Annotated in this window: 15 protein-coding genes; 12 read left to right on the top strand and 3 right to left on the bottom strand. The window is 68.7% G+C overall.

Annotated elements, in window-relative coordinates; translation table 11 throughout:
- Window positions 1–44: 44 nt before the first annotated feature.
- The 10 genes from RUH65_RS04560 to RUH65_RS04515 all read left to right on the top strand — a co-directional run bounded on the left by RUH65_RS04560 (window position 45) and on the right by RUH65_RS04515 (window position 10028).
- Window positions 45–1160, top strand: coding sequence for a zinc-binding dehydrogenase (locus RUH65_RS04560; RefSeq protein WP_313816035.1), 1116 nt, complete (start codon window positions 45–47; stop codon window positions 1158–1160).
- A complete protein-coding gene (locus RUH65_RS04555) occupies window positions 1157–2689 on the top strand; it encodes a sugar ABC transporter ATP-binding protein (RefSeq protein WP_313816034.1) in 1533 nt (510 codons plus the stop codon). The genes RUH65_RS04560 and RUH65_RS04555 overlap by 4 nt, the downstream gene beginning before the upstream one ends.
- A gap of 1 nt (window position 2690) precedes the next feature.
- Complete coding sequence (locus RUH65_RS04550; protein WP_313816033.1) at window positions 2691–3683, top strand: ABC transporter permease; 993 nt, start codon at window positions 2691–2693, stop codon at window positions 3681–3683.
- An 85-nt stretch (window positions 3684–3768) separates the two neighbouring features.
- The gene (locus tag RUH65_RS04545; protein ID WP_313816032.1) at window positions 3769–4752 is read left to right on the top strand and encodes a sugar ABC transporter substrate-binding protein; all 984 of its coding nucleotides are present in this window, start codon (window positions 3769–3771) and stop codon (window positions 4750–4752) included.
- Between the two features lie 8 nt (window positions 4753–4760).
- Entirely contained in the window at window positions 4761–5606 is an 846-nt protein-coding gene (locus RUH65_RS04540) for an SDR family NAD(P)-dependent oxidoreductase (protein WP_313816031.1), read from the top strand.
- A gap of 30 nt (window positions 5607–5636) precedes the next feature.
- Window positions 5637–6416 carry an SDR family NAD(P)-dependent oxidoreductase gene (locus tag RUH65_RS04535; RefSeq protein WP_313816029.1) on the top strand — a complete coding sequence of 260 codons (780 nt, stop codon included), beginning with the start codon at window positions 5637–5639 and terminating at the stop codon, window positions 6414–6416.
- A gap of 1 nt (window position 6417) precedes the next feature.
- Window positions 6418–7257 carry a sugar phosphate isomerase/epimerase family protein gene (locus tag RUH65_RS04530; RefSeq protein WP_313816028.1) on the top strand — a complete coding sequence of 280 codons (840 nt, stop codon included), beginning with the start codon at window positions 6418–6420 and terminating at the stop codon, window positions 7255–7257.
- 37 nt (window positions 7258–7294) lie between these two features.
- On the top strand, window positions 7295–7981 hold the full coding sequence (locus tag RUH65_RS04525; protein WP_313816026.1) for an NrtR DNA-binding winged helix domain-containing protein: 687 nt from the start codon (window positions 7295–7297) through the stop codon (window positions 7979–7981).
- A 9-nt stretch (window positions 7982–7990) separates the two neighbouring features.
- Complete coding sequence (locus RUH65_RS04520; RefSeq protein WP_313816024.1) at window positions 7991–9115, top strand: NAD(P)-dependent alcohol dehydrogenase; 1125 nt, start codon at window positions 7991–7993, stop codon at window positions 9113–9115.
- A 76-nt stretch (window positions 9116–9191) separates the two neighbouring features.
- Window positions 9192–10028 carry a formate/nitrite transporter family protein gene (locus RUH65_RS04515; protein ID WP_313816023.1) on the top strand — a complete coding sequence of 279 codons (837 nt, stop codon included), beginning with the start codon at window positions 9192–9194 and terminating at the stop codon, window positions 10026–10028.
- A gap of 24 nt (window positions 10029–10052) precedes the next feature.
- Here RUH65_RS04515 and RUH65_RS04510 read toward each other — a convergent pair whose 3' ends face one another.
- The 3 genes from RUH65_RS04510 to RUH65_RS04500 all read right to left on the bottom strand — a co-directional run bounded on the left by RUH65_RS04510 (window position 10053) and on the right by RUH65_RS04500 (window position 13399).
- A complete protein-coding gene (locus tag RUH65_RS04510; protein ID WP_313816022.1) occupies window positions 10053–11054 on the bottom strand; it encodes a sugar phosphate isomerase/epimerase family protein in 1002 nt (333 codons plus the stop codon).
- A gap of 24 nt (window positions 11055–11078) precedes the next feature.
- The gene (locus tag RUH65_RS04505) at window positions 11079–12263 is read right to left on the bottom strand and encodes a Gfo/Idh/MocA family oxidoreductase (RefSeq protein ID WP_313816021.1); all 1185 of its coding nucleotides are present in this window, start codon (window positions 12261–12263) and stop codon (window positions 11079–11081) included.
- A gap of 92 nt (window positions 12264–12355) precedes the next feature.
- On the bottom strand, window positions 12356–13399 hold the full coding sequence (locus tag RUH65_RS04500) for a substrate-binding domain-containing protein (RefSeq protein WP_313816020.1): 1044 nt from the start codon (window positions 13397–13399) through the stop codon (window positions 12356–12358).
- A gap of 152 nt (window positions 13400–13551) precedes the next feature.
- Here RUH65_RS04500 and RUH65_RS04495 point away from each other — a divergent pair, with 152 nt between their 5' ends.
- Both RUH65_RS04495 and RUH65_RS04490 read left to right on the top strand, forming a co-directional pair.
- A complete protein-coding gene (locus RUH65_RS04495; RefSeq protein ID WP_313816019.1) occupies window positions 13552–15072 on the top strand; it encodes a sugar ABC transporter ATP-binding protein in 1521 nt (506 codons plus the stop codon).
- Window positions 15069–16139, top strand: coding sequence for an ABC transporter permease (locus tag RUH65_RS04490; RefSeq protein WP_313816018.1), 1071 nt, complete (start codon window positions 15069–15071; stop codon window positions 16137–16139). The genes RUH65_RS04495 and RUH65_RS04490 overlap by 4 nt, the downstream gene beginning before the upstream one ends.
- The last annotated feature ends 32 nt before the right edge of the window (window positions 16140–16171 follow it).

Raw genomic sequence — 16171 nt, 5'->3', positions numbered from 1 at the left:
ACCGAGGGCCGCCCGGCCGAAGGCGCCAGCGTGGGGAGCACCGCATGACCAGCACCACCACCACCGTCAGTGCCGCCTCCGAGGGAACGCCGAGCGGCGTCGAGACCGTCGCGGTCACCCGCATCGGCAGCCTGCGGGCCCCCGACGCCGGCCAGCGCGGCAGCATCGGCGTCGTCACCTTCCCGGCGGACACCGTGGGGCCGCAGGACGTGCGCATCACCGTTGCCTATGCCGCGATCTGCGGTTCCGACCCGCACCTGGCCGAGGGATTCTTCGGCACGGACGTGCCGATCGGCCTCGGACACGAGATCTCCGGAGTCGTGGCCGAGCTGGGGCCAGAGGTCCGCCGGACCGACCTGCGGGTGGGGGATCGTGTCTCCGGCAACTTCGTCCGCTTCTGCGGGGCCTGCCAGCCGTGTCAGGACGGGCGCCAGCAGTTCTGCGAACACTTGGGCGACTACAACCGTCCCGGCATGGCCCGGTCTGTGGTCTGGCACGAATCCCAGGTCTACCAACTCCCCGAGGACATTTCCCTGCTCAAGGGATGCCTGCTGGAGCCGACCTCCGTGGCCGTTCGGATCGCGGACAAGGCCCGGGTTCGCCCGGGGGACCGCGTGGCGATCTGCGGCGGCGGGCCCATCGGCCAGCTCGCCCTGCAGCTCATGGCACGGTACGGGGCCACCTCCCTCACGCTCATCGAACCGATCGCGGAGCGCCGCGAACTCGCCCGGCGCTTCGGGGCACTGCACGTGATCGACCCCGCTGATGAGTCCCTGGAGGAGCGGACGCGTGAGATCACCGGTGGGGCTGGCTTCGACGTCGTGATCGATGCCTCCGGCTCCCGGCACGCGGTGGCGGGGCTGCTGGACATCGCGGCTCCGGGGGGCACCGTGGTCTACGGGGCCATGTACCCGGAGGACTACGAGCTGCCGCTGAACCTCTCCGACTACCTGTACCGCAAGGAACTGACGCTCACCGGCGTCTTCGTCTCCCCGTACACGTTCCCGCGGGCCATGCGGCTCTTGGGGGAACTGGACGTGGAGCCCTTCCTGCAGTCGGTCTTCGACCTGGAACAGGCCGCCGAGGCCTTCGAGACGCACCTGGGTGGGACCTTCCCGAAGGTCGTCATCCGCTGCAACCGGCTGCCGGAGGACACATGAGCGCCCCGGTGATGGAGCAGCGAGACGAGGTCGGGACCGAGCGCCTGGCACTGCGGGCCTCCGGCATCTCCAAGCACTTCGACGGCGTGGCCGCCCTCACCGAGGCGCGGTTGGCGGTCCGGCCGGGGGAGATCCACGCCCTGCTGGGGGAGAACGGTGCCGGCAAGTCGACGCTGATCAAGGTCCTCACCGGGGTGCACCAACCGGACGCCGGCACGATCGAGTCCGACGGCACCGCCGTGCACTTCTCCGGGGTCCGTGACGCCAACCACGCCGGTGTGGTGGCGCTCTACCAGGAGCTGTCGATCATCCCGACCATCAGCGTGGCTGAGAACATCCTGTTGGGCGATCAGACGCCGAGCTCGGCAGGGATCTTCCGCTGGTCGGAGGTGCGCCGTGAGGCGCAACGGCATCTCGACCGGCTCAATCAGCGCATCCCGGTGCGCCGACTGGCCGGCAGGCTATCCCCGGTGCAGCAGACGATGGTCGCCGTCGCCCGGGCGCTCGCCGCCGATGCCCGCGTCCTGATCCTTGATGAGCCCACGGCGTCTCTGACGGACACCGAGATCAGGGACCTCTTCTCCGTGCTGCGCACCTTGCGGGCGGAGGGGGTGGGGATCGTCTACGTCTCCCATCGGCTCGAGGAGGTCTTCGAGCTGTGCGACCGGGTGACCATCATGCGCAACGGTTCCACCATCACCACCCGGGACGTCGCGGATATCTCCATCGACGAGGTCATCTCCACCATGGTCGGGGGCGCCCCCGGGGACATGTACCCCGGCCGCGGCACGGCCACGGACCGCCCCGTGGTGACGGTGGACTGCCTCACCGGGAACCGGGTGCAGGAGGTCTCGTTCACCGCGCATGCCGGAGAGGTGCTCGGAGTCGGTGGTCTCGCCGGGTCCGGGCGGAGCGAGCTGCTGCGACTGCTGGCCGGTGACCAGAAGTACGTCTCGGGAAGCGTCACCGTGGCGGGGAGACAACTCTCGGCGTCCGGCGGCGTCGGTGCCGTGCTGGACGCCGGCATGGTCCTGGTCCCCGAGGAACGCCGCAGTCAAGGGGTGTCCCTCGGCGCGTCCATCCAGGACAACATCGCCATGGCGAACCTGGACCAGGTCAGCTCGGCCGGCTGGATGTCCGCCCGCCGCGTGACCGCTCTGGCCCGGAAGGGGATGGAGGAGCTGCGTATCAAAGCCCAAAGCCCCCGGCAGGCCGTGGGGCTGCTCTCCGGCGGCAACCAACAGAAAGTCGTGTTGGCCAAGATGCTCGCGCGTGACCCCCACGTGCTGTTGCTGGACGAACCCACCCGCGGGATCGATGTCGGGACCAAGGCGGAGATCTACCGGTTGATCCGGCAATTGGCCGCGCAGGGAACCACGGTGATCGCCGTCAGTTCCGAACTCCCCGAACTCATCGGACTGTCCGACCGGATCCTCATCATGCACGAAGGCCGGATCTCCGGCGAGATGCCCGCCGAGGGTGCGGACGAGGAAGTCCTACTCTCATACTGCTATGGAAGGAGTGGCTGAGATGGCCACCGCAACCGTCCCTGAGGCTTCGGCCGCGCCCCCGCTGGCGGAGAAGCGCCCACCCCTGGTTCAGATGGTCTGGCAGGGCGGCACCATCATCGCCTTGATCGCACTCATCCTGATCTTCGGAGTGCTGAACCCCACCGCCTTCCTCAGCCTGGGGAATCTGACGAACGTCCTGGCCCAGGTGGCCATCCTGACGATCATCGCCGCCGCCCAGACCATGGTCATGGTGACCGGCCACTTCGATCTCTCGGTGGGCACCACGGCCACCCTGTCGGGAGCCACCGCCTCGGCGCTGATGCTCTCCGGGCTCCCGGTACCGGTGGCCATCCTGCTGGGGCTGGCGGCCGGGCTGGTGGTCGGCATGATCAACGGGCTGCTCGTGGCCTACCTCAAGATCTCCGCGATCGTGGCCACGCTGGCGACCATGACCACCGTGGGCGGTCTGGCCTTCATCGTCACGGACGGCACGACTCTCTACGGCATGCCCGAGTCCTTCTTCTGGATCGGGCAGGCTCGCCCCCTGGGCCTGCCCATGCCGATCCTCTTCGCGGCCGCCGTTGCCCTCGTGGTCTGGGTGGTACTGCGGTACACCACCATCGGCCGCCGTTGGTACGCCGTCGGTGGCAACGCCGAGGTGGCCCGGCTCTCCGGCGTCAGCGTCCGCCGGAATGTGTTCTGGGCCTTCGCCCTCGCCGGCCTGGCGTCAGGGCTCGGCGGGATCGTGCTGGTCAGCCGGCTCTCCAGTGCCAGCGCCACCAGCGCCAATGACTACATGATGCTCGCCGTGGCGGCCGTCTTCCTGGGAATGACCATCGCCAACTCCGGTCAAGCCAACCTCGGCGGCACGCTCGTGGGCGTGGGCATCATCGGCGTCCTGCAGAACGGCCTGAACATCGTGGGCGTCAATACCTACGTCCAGCAAGTCCTGACCGGCGTCATCATCGTCGGGGCCGTCCTGTTGTCCTCCTTCAAGTCCAAACACTCGTAGCACCGCGGGCTCCCCGCACCTCCGGACATCCCCGTCCACTCACCCCACGGCCGCCCTTGGCGGCACCTTCCCCAGGGAGAAGATCATGCGCACACCACTGAAGCTCACCGCAGGCCTGGCCGTTGTCGGACTGCTGGCCCTGACCGGATGTTCAGGAGACGCCGGAACCGGCTCCGGAGACGGAGAGGGCGAGCCCTTCAAGGTCGCCGCCTTCACCGCCGGCTACGGCACGCCCGCCGGGAAGGAGTCCCTCGACGAACTCGTCGAGAAGGGCAAGGAACAGGGCTGGGACATCACCCTGTACACCTCGGACTTCGATTACGACAAGATCAACACGGACATGCAGTCGGCCATCACCCAGGGGACCGACGTCATCGTGGCCGGTTTCCCGGACCCCCGCCAGATCGCCCCCCTGGTCAACGCCGCGGAAGGTTCGGACATCCCGATCTTCTCGATCGACGGTGGTGTGGAACCCAATGAGGACTTCGTCCAGGACATCACGTTCGACCAGCAACAGATCGCCGATCTGGGCATCAGCGCGCTCGACGAGGCCATGGGCGGGCTCGAGGGCAAAGAGGTCATGGTGATCGGCCACGATCCGCACGTCGGCATCATGACCCGCAGCAACATCGCCGTTGACGAGCTCGAGGCCGCCGGGGCCACCATCGCCGGCGGCGAGATGAAGCAGGTGCTGAACCCGGGTACCTCGCAGGAGGAGACCCTGAAGTTCGTCACCGACTACCTGCAGGCCAATCCGGACGGGCTGGATGGCATCTGGACCGGATGGGACCACGCAGCGCTCGGCGCCGTCCAGGCCATCAACGAGTCCGGTCAGGAGGACATCTACGTGACCGGTGTGGACGCCCTCGGTGCCGCTGCGGCGGAGATCGAGAAGGAAGGCCCCTTCTACGCATCGGTGTTGCAGGACTGGTCCCAGGTCGTGGACATGACGGTCGAGAGCGTGGAGGCCTACCGGGAGACCGGAGAGCTTCCCGCCGAGAACTTCGTGGAGGTCGAGGCCGAACTCATCGACCGCACCAACGTGGCCACCTACGAACCGAAGATGTGAGGTGGCCGATGAGTGAGACCACCACCGACCCCAGCATCTCGGCCGGCAACGCGCGGTTACTGGACCTGTTCTCGATGCGGGACGACATCGTCGTGGTCACCGGGGCCTCGAGCGGCATCGGCCGCGCGGCGGCGGAGATCTACGCCGACGCCGGCGCGACCGTCGCCCTGCTCGGCCGGGACCAGCGCCGGCTGGACGAGGTCAGGGACGCGATCGCCGCCACCGGGGGCACAGCCCACGCCTATGCCGCCGACCTGGCCGCGCCGGGCGCCGTCGACGAGGTGCTGGAGCGGGTCGTGGCAGAGGTGGGCCGTCCGACGGTGGTGGTGGCCAATGCCGGCATCGCCGGCGGCGGCAGTTACCGCACGGAGGGCGGGGCCATCGGCCGCTACTCGGATGAAGAATGGCGGGACGTGGTGGCCACCAACCTCAACGGCACCTTCGAGACCGTCCGGGCCGCCGCCCGTGTGCTGCCGGACCACGGCCGGATCCTGGTGACCTCCTCCACCGCCGGGTTGCGCACCGATCCGATGGTCTCCTACGCCTATGGCGCCACCAAGGCCGGGATCATCAATCTCGCCCGGCAGGCCGCCCTGGAACTCGCGCCGCGGGGGATCCGTGTCAACGTGATCGCCCCCGGTCCCTTCAAGGGGACCCGGATCGGCGGGGACGCCGTGCTGGACGAGGCGGGGGAGCGGATGTGGGAGGAGACCATCCCCCTGGCCCGGATGGGCACTCTGGCCGAGATTCAGGCCCCGATGCTCTTCCTCGTGGCCCCCGGCAACTCCTTCGTCACCGGCGCCGTGCTGGCCGTGGACGGCGGGGCTCTGGCCCTCTCGCACGGCATGTTCTGACCGATGTCCCCTTCGACCCAAGGAGTATCCATGACCACCCTGACGGACAAAGTCCTGCTCATCACCGGCGGAGCGAGCGGCATCGGCCGCGCCACCGTGCGCCGCTGTGCGGAGAAGGGGGCCACGGTGGTCGTGGCGGACCTGAATCTCGCCGGCGCGCAGTCGGTGGCCGACGAGGTGGCGGCGGCCGGAGGCACGGCGCACGCCGTGGACGTCGACGTCTCGGACTTCGCCGCCGTCGAGCGTGCGGTGCAGTCCGCCGTGGACGCCTTCGGACGCCTGGACGGCATCTTCAACAACGCGGGGATCGCCGGCGGCAAGCCGCTGCTGGACCACGAACCCGAGCGGGACTACCACCCGATGATCCGGATCGACCAGGACGGCGTCTACTACGGCATCCTGGCCGCGGCACGGCAGTTCGTGAAGCAGGGCGGTGGCGGGGTCATCGTCAACACCTCCTCCATCTACGGCGAGCAGGCAGCCGAGCTGTCCTTCACCTACAGCGCCGCCAAGGCCGCCGTCATCTCCTTCACCCGCTCGGCCGCCTATGAGTTGGCCGAGCACGGCACCCGCGTGCTGGCGATCACCCCGGGCCGCGCCAACACCGCGATCATCCAGCAGTTCCCCCAGCACCTGCGGGACCTGTTCGCCTCCGAGCAGCTGCGCAACACGATGACCGAGCCGGAGGAGATCGCGAACGTGGTGGCCTTCCTGTTCTCCGAGGAGTCCAACGCCATGAACGGCACCGTGGTGAACGTGGACGACGGCTACTCGGTGTTCAAGCACCGCTTCGAGCTCCCGGAGTTCTGAGGTGCGGGTGGACCTGGCCTGTCAGAGCGCGGCCTTCACCACGGACCCCTTCAGCGAGGAGTTCACCCGCTCGCTTCCGGTCCTGAAGGACGCCGGCTACCGTCGTGTGGTGCTGGGCCCACTGGACCCCTCCAGCCGCGGGATCGAGTCCCTCGGCCAGCGGATTCGCGACGCCGGCCTGGCCCCCATCACGATGGCCGTCCAGTCCCCGGAGGCGAACGTCATATCTGACGAGCCGACCGTGCGCCGGCGCGGATTCGAGCAGCTGCGCCGGTTCGTGGACATGACGGGGCGAATGGGCGGGGACCAGCTCAACGGGGTGCCGTACGGCGTCCACGGGGACACCACCGCTCGGCCCGCTGACGAAGCCCTCGCCAACACGGCGCAACTGGTGGGCGACGTGGCCGATGAGGCCGCCGCCGCCGGGATCCTGATGACGTTCGAGGTGGTCAACCGGTACGAGACCTCCGTGCTGAACACGGCGGCTCAGGCCGTGCGGTTCGTGAAACTCTCCGGGTCGAGGAACCTGAAGATCCACCTGGACACCTTCCACCTGGCCATCGAGGAACCGGACCTGATCGGCGCCGTGTCCCTGGCGCTGCCCCACCTCGGTTACCTGGAGTTCGGGCAGTCCTCCCGCGGGCTGCTCTCCACCGGGTCCCTGGACCTGCTCCGAATCCTGGAGGAGGTTCAGGCCCTGGGCTATGCCGGGCGGTACGGCGTGGAGGGCTTCAGCCGCGCGACCATGCAGGAGCCGGTGGCCGATGCGCTGAAGATCTGGGACACCACCTTCCGCACGGGCGAGGAGTTCGTCCGTGACGCTGCCGCTCTGTTCGTCTGATGCGGGGCCCGCCTCCGGGCTGGATAGATTGGGTGGCATGTCCCCGGAACGCGATGACTTGCTGGCCTATCCCCGCCCGTCCGTGGCGGCCGACGTCGTGCTCCTGACCGTGGCCGACGGTGAACTGAACGTGGTCCTGCGGAAGCGGGACCAGGGCAGCCACGCGGGGGAGTGGATGCTGCCCGGCACCATGCTGCGCGAACGCGAGCGGCTGGGTGACGCGGTGCTGCGATGCCTGGACACGCGGATGCACATCCAGGGCCGCTCGCCGCGGCAGCTTCACGTCTTCGACGATCCCGGACGGGACGAACGCGGCTGGGTCCTCACCGTCACCCACCTGGACGTGCTGCCGTTGTCCGCGCTCGACCTGGGACTGCGGCACGGCCACGGCCAGCTGCGGCCGGTGTCCCAGGTGCAGGGCCTGCCCTTCAGCCACGACGAGATCATCGCGTGGGCCGTGAGGATGGTGCGCTGGGAGTACGGGCAGGCCCCGGACCCGTGGAACCTGCTGGACTCCCAATTCACCATGACCCAGCTGCGCCAGGCGCATGACGCCGTGGCGGGAGCCGTCCATCAGAAGGACACCTTCCGGCGGACCATGGAGCCGCTCCTCGAGGCACTGGAGGAGCGGGCCGTGCCGCCGGGCGGCAACGGACTGGGCCGGCCGGCCCGGGTCTACCGGAAACGCCCGGACGGGTATCAGCCCGCCCTGATCATGGCTTAGGAGGCCACTGTGAAGATCGAAGCACTGGTTGTCGAGGAGAAGAACGCCCCGTTCGTCCGGGAGGAGCTCGAGCTCGAGCAGCCGGGCCCCGGAGAGGTGCTGGTGCGGGTGGTGGCCTCCGGGGTGTGCCACACGGACGCCATCACCCAGGCCGGGGACATGCCCCTGCCGCTGCCCGGCGTGCTCGGACACGAGGGCTCGGGGGTGGTGGAAGCGCTCGGTGAGGGGGTCACCACCGTGGCGGTGGGCGACCACGTCATCATGGGCTGGCCCTACTGCGGCCACTGCCGGAACTGCCGCCGCGGCGAACACCGCTACTGCGACCTGCTCGGTCCCGCCGTGGCCAGCGGTCAGCGGTTCCTCGGCCCGCGGGCCGGAACCTCCGCGTATTCCCGTGCGGATGGATCCACGCTGTCCGGGCACTTCTTCGGCCAGTCCTCCTTCGCGACCTACGCACTGGCCAACGCGAACGCCCTCGTGACGGTGGATCCCGAGGTCCCACTGGAGCTGGTGGGCGTGCTCGCCTGCGGCATCACCACCGGTGCGGGCGCCATCCTGAACACCGCCCGTCCCGCCGCCGGGGAGTCCGTGGTGATCTACGGTGCGGGGGCTGTGGGACTCGCAGCGGTCATGGCGGCCCGGAACACCCGGGCCACCACGATCATCGCCATCGACCTGCACGACTCCCGGCTGGACCTGGCCAGCCGATACGGCGCCACCCATGTCATCAACTCCGGGCGGGAGCACGCCCTGGAGCGGATCCTGGAGATTTGCGGCGGTCCGGCGGACTACGCCGTGGAGTGCACGGGGGTGGTCGCCGTGATCGAGGAGGCCGCCGAGGCGATCGGGATGCTCGGCACGCTGATCCTGATCGGCGGAGCGCCGGCCCAGGCCCGGTTCAGCCTGGACCACCAGCGGACCCTGTGGGGCAAGCACGTGGTGGGCACCCTGGGCGGGTCCGGCACCTCTCAGGACCTGATCCCCGCCCTGATCGCGCTGTATCAACAGGGCCGGTTCCCGTTCGACGAGCTGGTCCGGTTCTATGACTTCGACCAGGTGGATCAGGCCTTCGCCGATTCCAAGTCCGGCAAGACCATCAAGCCGGTACTGCGGATCGGCGCTGCAGATCAGTGAGCCGGCCGGGCTACGCTGAAGTGCAGCACCTTCCGCGAGGAGTCACCACGGGGAGCAGGCACGTCAGGGAGCGCGGATGAGCGAGGAACGGCGCAGGGAGCTCGGCGACAATGAGTTTCCGGTGGAGCAGCACTTGCAGGAGGCCTTCGAGAGCACGGTGGAGGAGGGCGCCGAACGGCTGCACCGATCCTTCCGTGCCGTGATCATCACCGGCCTGTTCGGTGGCATGGAAGTCGGGTTGGGCGTGATGGCCTACCTGGCGGTCCTGCATGAGACGGACAGTCACCTGCTCGCGGGCCTGGCCTTCAGTGTGGGGCTGATTGCCGTGCTGCTGGCGCACAGCGCGCTGTTCACGGAAGACTTCCTGATGCCCGTGGTGGGTCTGGTCACCCGCCAGGCGAGCATCTGGAAATTGGCCAAACTGTGGGCTGGGACGCTCGTGAGCAACCTGGTCGGCGGGTGGATCATCATGTGGCTGGTCACGCAGGCGTTCCCCGAGTGGCACGCGCTCATCGCGGAGTCCGCCCATCACTTCGTCGACGCGCCCTTCTCGCTGCAGACCGTCTGCCTCGCCCTCCTGGGCGGAAGCACCATGACGTTGATGACGCGGATGCAGAAGGGCGCGACCTCGGAAGTGGTCAGAGTGATCGCCGCGGTGGCCGGGGGATTCCTGCTGGCTGGACTCCAGCTCTTCCACTCGATCCTGGATTCCCTGCTGATCTTCGGCGCCCTGCAGTCCGGGGCCGACATCTCCGTCTGGCAGTGGCTGGGCTGGTTCGGCTACACCCTGCTGTTCAACATCATCGGCGGCATCGCGTTGGTGACGGCGCTGCGCATCGTGAGGACCAAGGAGCTCGTGGTGCACTGGCGCCGCACCTCGCCGTCGAATCCCGACGCCCCGCACGGACGATGACCCGTGCGGCAGCCGGGTCTGCCCTCAACTCTGCGTGAACGCCGCGTCGAAGGACGCGGACGGTGGGGGGAAGTCCAGCTTCCTCAGTACTTCAAGGGCCTCCGGCGCACCGTGCAGCCGGTCCATCCCGGCGTCCTCCCATTCGATCGAGATCGGGCCGTCGTAGCCGATGGCCGTCAGGGCACGGAACGCGTCCTCCCAGGGCACATCGCCGCGTCCGACCGAGACGAAGTCCCAGCCGCGCCGCGGATCGCCCCACGGCAGGTGTGAGCCGAGCACGCCGTTGCGGCCGTTGCCCATCCGCAGGCGCGTGTCCTTGCAGTCCACGTGGTAGATCCGGTCGGCGAAGTCGGAGATGAACGCCACCGTGTCGATTCCCTGCCACACCATGTGGCTCGGATCCCAGTTCAGACCGAACGCCTCACGGTGACCCACGGCTTCCAGCGTCTTGACCGTGGACCAGTGGTCATAGGCGATCTCGGTCGGATGCACCTCATGGGCGAACCGCACCCCGCACTCGTCGAAGACATCCAGGATGGGGTTCCACCGGTCCGCGAAGTCCCGATAGCCCGCCTCGATGACCTCCCCCGGCACGGGTGGGAACAGGGTCAGGTACTGCCAGATCGAGGACCCGGTGAACCCGACGACGGTGTCCACTCCCAGCCGCCGTGCCAGCCGGGCGGTGTTCTTGAGCTCCTCGGCCGCCCGTTGGCGGACCCCCTCCGGGTCGCCGTCCCCCCACACGCGGTCGCCGACGATCGCCTGATGACGGAAGTCGATGGGGTCGTCGCAGACCGCCTGGCCGGTCAGGTGGTTCGAGATGGCCCAGACGCCCAACCCGTGCCGCTCCAGAATGCTGAGACGTTCGGCGATGTACTCGTCGTCGTCCCAACGCCAGGCGTCCAGGTGTCCGCCGGAGACGGCGATCTCCAACCCGTCATAGCCCCAGCCGGCTGCCAGTCGGGCGACCTCCTCCAGGGGCAGATCGACCCATTGGCCGGTGAACAGGGTGTAGTCGCGTGCCATCCGGTTGCTCCTTCGGTGCGGGTTTCAGTGTTGCAGCTCGGTGGTGCGGCAGCCCTGCAGTTGGCCGGTAGCCGTCCACGTGCTGCCGTGCTCCGCGCTGCGCTGGACGCCGTCCAGGACGCGCTGCACCTGGTAGCCGTCGGCGAAGGACGGCTCCGGCTGCCGGCCCGCGGTGACGGCCTCGACGAAGTCCCGGGCCTGGTGCACGAAGCCGTGCTCATAGCCGAGCGCGTGACCGGTGGGCCACCAGGCGGACATATAGGGATGCTCTGGCTCCGTGACCATGATGTCGGTGAAGCCCTGGCGGGTGCCAGGGGCGGTCGCGTCGTAGAAGCCCAGAGAGTTGTAGTTCTCCAGGTCGAACGCGATCGCTCCGCAGGATCCGGAGACCTCGATGCGCAGGGAGTTCTTGCGTCCGGTGGCCATGCGGGTGGCCTCGAAGGAGCCGATGGCGCCGCCGTCGAAACGGGCGGTGAACAGCGCGGCGTCGTCCACGGACACCCGGCCGCGCTCCGACGGCGAGTCCGGGAGGGGACGGTCCTGGACGAACGTCTTCAGGATGCCGCTCACGCCGGCCACCTTCTGGCCGGTGATGAACTGGGACAGGTCGACGGCATGGGCGCCCAGGTCACCGAGCGCGCCGGAGCCGGCATGCTCCTGCTGGAGCCGCCACGTCAGGGGAGCCTCGGCGTCGTACAGCCAGTCCTGCAGGTAGGCGGCGCGGACCTGGCGGACCTCGCCGATCGCACCGGATCGGACGAGGTCACGGGCGAAGGCCGCTGCGGGCACCCGGCGGTAGGTGAACCCGACCATGGCGAAGACGTTCGCCCCGGTCCGTTCCGCGGCCTCGGCCATCGCCGCGGCTTCTTCGAGGGTGTTCGCGAGCGGCTTCTCGCACAACACGTGCTTGCCGGCCTCCAGCGCGGCGATGGCCATCTCGGCGTGGGAGCCGCCGGGGGTCACGATGTCCACCACGTCGATGTCCTCCCGCTCGACGGCGGCCCGCCAGTCCGTGGCGGTCTCCGCCCACCCCCACCGGGCGGCGGCGGCCTCGGCACCAGCGGCGTGGCGGCCCACCAACAACGTCATCTCCGGCCGGGCGGACAAATCGAAGAACCGGGGTGCCACCCGCCAGCCCTGCGAATGGGCGGCTCCCATGAAGCCGTGCCCGATCAGGGCGATCCTCAGGGGCGGTGCGGGGTGCGGCATGGTGTCTCCTGAGAGGGGGGTGTCAACTGGTTGAGGGCGGGGAAGTGGAGCGGGACGTTCGGCCAGGGAACGTCCCGCCCCGCACCGGGGCTCTACGACTCGAACGCGGTGGGAAGGTATTCCTCGACGTTCTCGCTGGTGACCACCGGGGCGTTGAGGACGATCCGCTTGGGGACCTCCACCTCCACGAGGTCGCTCATGGCCTTGTCCTGGGCGATCAACCGGGCCAGCCGGACGCCGTCGGCCGCCTGGGTGGACGGGTAGATCACCGTGGCCTGGAGGACGCTCTCACCGGATTGGATCTCCCGCATGGCGTTGGCCGAGCCGCCGCCACCGACCATGATGAACTCATCACGGCCGGCGTTGTCGATAGCGGACAGGACGCCGATGCCCTGATCGTCGTCGTGATTCCAGAGGGCATCGATCTCCGGGGCGGCCGCGAGCAGCTGGGATGTGGCGGCCTCGCCGCCCTGGACCGTGAAGTCGGCGGCGACGCGGTTGTCGACGTCGAGGCCACAGGACTCGAGGGCGTCGGCGAAGCCCTGGCTGCGGTCCTGGGTCAGCGGCAGGGAGTCGATACCGGCGACCTCCGCGACGACAGCGTCCGGCGTGTCACTCATCTGCTCGCAGATGTAGTTGCCGGCGCTCTGGCCCATGCCGTAGTTGTCGCCGAGGATCGTGGTGCGGGCCGCTGCGGGGCTGGAGAACTCGCGGTCCACATTGACCACCGGGATCCCGGCCTCCATAGCCTTGGTGGCGACGGCCGTGAGGGCCGCGCCGTCGGTGGGGAGGAGGACGATGGCGTCCACGCCGTCGTTGATGAACCCCTCGACCTGGCTGATCTGCAGATTGGCGTCGTTGGTGCCCTCCGCCACGCGGAAATCGATGTCACCGTACTGTTCCGCCTCGGCGGTGGCGGCGGCGTTGATGGCTCCGAGCCAGCCGTGGTCTGCCGCTGGACCGGAGAAGCCCACGACCACGGTCTCGCCTTCCTCGGTGTTGCCTTCCACCGAGGCGTTGGTGGGCTGGGTGCCGTCACCGCTGGATCCCGATGAGCAGCCGGTGACGAGTGCACCGACCGCCAGGAGGGCGCCGGTGGTGACGAGCATTGACCGTCCGGTACGAGTTGCGAGCATGTCTGTCTCCTCGATGAGTGGGTGCGTCTTCGTCGGGTGGAGCCTGCTTCCGAAAGACGGCTCATCGACGTGATGCGAGTCACAATAACAGAAGATCGGCAGAAATCGACGCTCTTGTACCGAAGATCGACGTAATGTGTTAGTTTCATCACATGTCGGAACAGGATCAGCCCTCGCCACTGCTGGAGGTGCGGGGAATCTCCAAGCGCTTCGCCGCCGTCCAGGCACTCAAGGGAGTGGACCTGGACGTGCGTGCTGGCGAGGTCCACTGCGTCATGGGTCAGAACGGGGCCGGCAAGTCCACCCTCATCAAGACACTTTCCGGCGTGCACCGACCGGACGAGGGCGAGATCCGCTGGGAGGGGCGCGCGGTCGAGCTCGGCAGTCCTGCTGCGGCGCTCGAGCTCGGCATCGCCACGATGTACCAGGAACTGGACGTGGTCGCCGGACTGACCATCGCGGAGAACATCTTCCTCGGCCATGAGCAGGCGACCGGGGGCGTGCTGCACGTGAAGCGGTCCAACGCGGCCGCGCGGGCCCTCCTGCAGCGGCTGGGCCACGGCAGCCTCTCGCCCTCGCGGGAGGTTGGCTCCCTCTCCGCCGCGAATCAGCAGATCGTCAGCATGGCCCGTGCGCTCTCCCGCGACACCAAGCTGATCATCATGGATGAGCCCAGTGCCATCCTGGACTCCGGCGAGGTCCAGAACCTGTTCCGCGTGATCCGCGAACTCACGGACGAGGGCATCGCCGTCGTCTATATCTCACACCGCTTGGAGGAGATCCGTCAGATCGGGGACCGCATCTCCGTCATCAAGGACGGCCGCAGCACCGCGAACGGCCTTCACGTCACCGAGACCCCGAAGGCCGAGCTGATCAGGCTCATGACCGGCCGTGAGGTCGCCAACGTGTTCCCGCCGCGGACGCCCGTCGCGGCAGATGCTCCCGTGGCGCTCGAGGTGGACGGCCTCGAGTTGGAGGGCCACTTCGAGCCGGTCAGCCTCACGGTCCGCGCCGGCGAGATCCTCGGTCTTGCCGGACTGGTCGGTTCACAGCGCTCGGAGATCATCGAGACCATCTACGGAGCCCGGAAGGCGACCGCGGGACGCGTCAGGGTGAACGGCCGGAGGCTCACGCCCGGCTCGGTCAGCGCGGCCGTGGGCGCCGGCATCGGTTTGTCCCCCGAGGAGCGCAAGAGCCAGGGGCTCATCCTGGACGAGCCGCTCTACCGGAACGTGACCCTGTCCACCTTCGCGCGCTTCGCCCGCGCTGGCCTGCTCAACGAGTCGGCAGAGCGCCAGGCGGCACGGGAGCAGATCGACGCCCTGGAGCTACGTCCGGCCGATCCCGATCGCCCGGCACGGACGCTGTCCGGCGGCAACCAGCAGAAGATCCTCCTGGCCCGGTGGCTGGTGCACGGCACCCCCGTGCTTCTGCTGGACGAGCCGACCCGTGGCGTGGACGTCGGCGCCCGGGCGGAGATCTACTCGCTCATCCGGCGGCTGGCCGCGGACGGCACCGCCATCATCGTGATCTCCAGTGAGATCGAGGAAGTCCTCGGCCTGGCGGACCGCGTGCTCGTCATCGACGACGGGCGCGTCCTCGCGGAGTCCGACGCCAACGAAATCGACGAGCACGGAGTGCTCGACCTCGTCATGAAGGGAAGTGCCGCGTGAGCGAGCAGAAGACACCCGTGGCCGAACGGCCTCCGGCCCCGGCTTCCAGCCACAGCGCCCCCGGCGGCACGTCTCCGGGACGGAATCTCCTCCATGGCTCCGGCGCGCGCAGCCTGGGCCTCGTCATCGCCCTGCTCGCGCTCGTCGCCGTCGGTGTCCTCACCAGCGGCGATCGGTTCCTGGCGGTCGAGAACATCCTCACCATCCTGCGCCATGCCTCGATCATCGGCGTGATCAGCATCGGCATCACCTTCGTGATCACGGCCGGCGGCATCGATCTGTCCGTCGGCTCGGTGATGGGCCTGACCACCGTGGTGGCCAGCCTGACGAGTGTCCAGCTGGCCGCCACTCAGTCCACGTGGCTGGTGATGGTGCTGGTGGCGCTCCTGGTGGGCGGGATCGCCGGACTCGTGAACGGCGTGATCATCGCCTACGGCAACGTGGTGGCCTTCATCGCCACCCTGGCCATGCTGGTGGCCGCGCGTGGACTCGCGGAGCTCATCTCCGGGCGCCGGACGTTGATCGTGAACAACGGCGACTTCCTGGACTTCATGCGCGCCGACTTCCTGGGCGTCCCCGTGCTGGTCTGGATCTTCGCCCTGGTGGCCGTGGCCGGCTGGTTCCTGCTCAATCGCACGACGTTCGGCCGCCGTACCGTCGCGATCGGTGGCAACCTCGAGGCCTCGCGCCTGGCCGGGGTCAAGGTCAAGCGTCACCTCGTCTACCTGTATGTCCTGGCCGGGCTGGCGGCCGGCATCGCCGGGCTCATGATGATGGGCCGCACGACGGCCGGCACCTCCACGCATGGCCTGCTCTACGAGCTGGACGCGATCGCCGCCGTCGTGGTGGGCGGCACCCTGCTCATCGGTGGCCGCGGCACCATCGTCGGCACCGTGCTCGGCGTGCTGATCTTCAGCACGCTGACCAACGTGTTCACGCAGAACAACATGGACACCTCTGTCCAGGCGCTGGCCAAGGGCCTCATCATCGTGGTGGCCGTCCTCCTGCAGCAGCGCTTCGCCGTCCGCAACGAACGCCGGGCCACGGCCAAGCCACTCAAGGTCTAGGGTGATCCGCGCGGAGGGGGGACCAGTGGGCT

Source organism: Citricoccus sp., from assembly GCF_032154715.1.
Lineage (GTDB): Bacteria > Actinomycetota > Actinomycetes > Actinomycetales > Micrococcaceae > Citricoccus.
This window is presented reverse-complemented; position numbering and strand designations above follow the sequence as displayed.

Excerpts from the sequence above, each read along its gene's own strand:
- RUH65_RS04540 (WP_313816031.1), top strand. The coding sequence starts at position 4,761 with ATGAGTGAGACCACCACCGACCCCAGCATCTCGGCCGGCAACGCGCGG.
- RUH65_RS04555 (WP_313816034.1), top strand. The coding sequence starts at position 1,157 with ATGAGCGCCCCGGTGATGGAGCAGCGAGACGAGGTCGGGACCGAGCGC.
- RUH65_RS04510 (WP_313816022.1), bottom strand. The coding sequence starts at position 11,054 with ATGGCACGCGACTACACCCTGTTCACCGGCCAATGGGTCGATCTGCCC.
- RUH65_RS04500 (WP_313816020.1), bottom strand. The coding sequence starts at position 13,399 with ATGCTCGCAACTCGTACCGGACGGTCAATGCTCGTCACCACCGGCGCC.
- RUH65_RS04545 (WP_313816032.1), top strand. The coding sequence starts at position 3,769 with ATGCGCACACCACTGAAGCTCACCGCAGGCCTGGCCGTTGTCGGACTG.
- RUH65_RS04525 (WP_313816026.1), top strand. The coding sequence starts at position 7,295 with ATGTCCCCGGAACGCGATGACTTGCTGGCCTATCCCCGCCCGTCCGTG.
- RUH65_RS04550 (WP_313816033.1), top strand. The coding sequence starts at position 2,691 with ATGGCCACCGCAACCGTCCCTGAGGCTTCGGCCGCGCCCCCGCTGGCG.
- RUH65_RS04515 (WP_313816023.1), top strand. The coding sequence starts at position 9,192 with ATGAGCGAGGAACGGCGCAGGGAGCTCGGCGACAATGAGTTTCCGGTG.
- RUH65_RS04505 (WP_313816021.1), bottom strand. The coding sequence starts at position 12,263 with ATGCCGCACCCCGCACCGCCCCTGAGGATCGCCCTGATCGGGCACGGC.
- RUH65_RS04535 (WP_313816029.1), top strand. The coding sequence starts at position 5,637 with ATGACCACCCTGACGGACAAAGTCCTGCTCATCACCGGCGGAGCGAGC.
- RUH65_RS04495 (WP_313816019.1), top strand. The coding sequence starts at position 13,552 with ATGTCGGAACAGGATCAGCCCTCGCCACTGCTGGAGGTGCGGGGAATC.
- RUH65_RS04560 (WP_313816035.1), top strand. The coding sequence starts at position 45 with ATGACCAGCACCACCACCACCGTCAGTGCCGCCTCCGAGGGAACGCCG.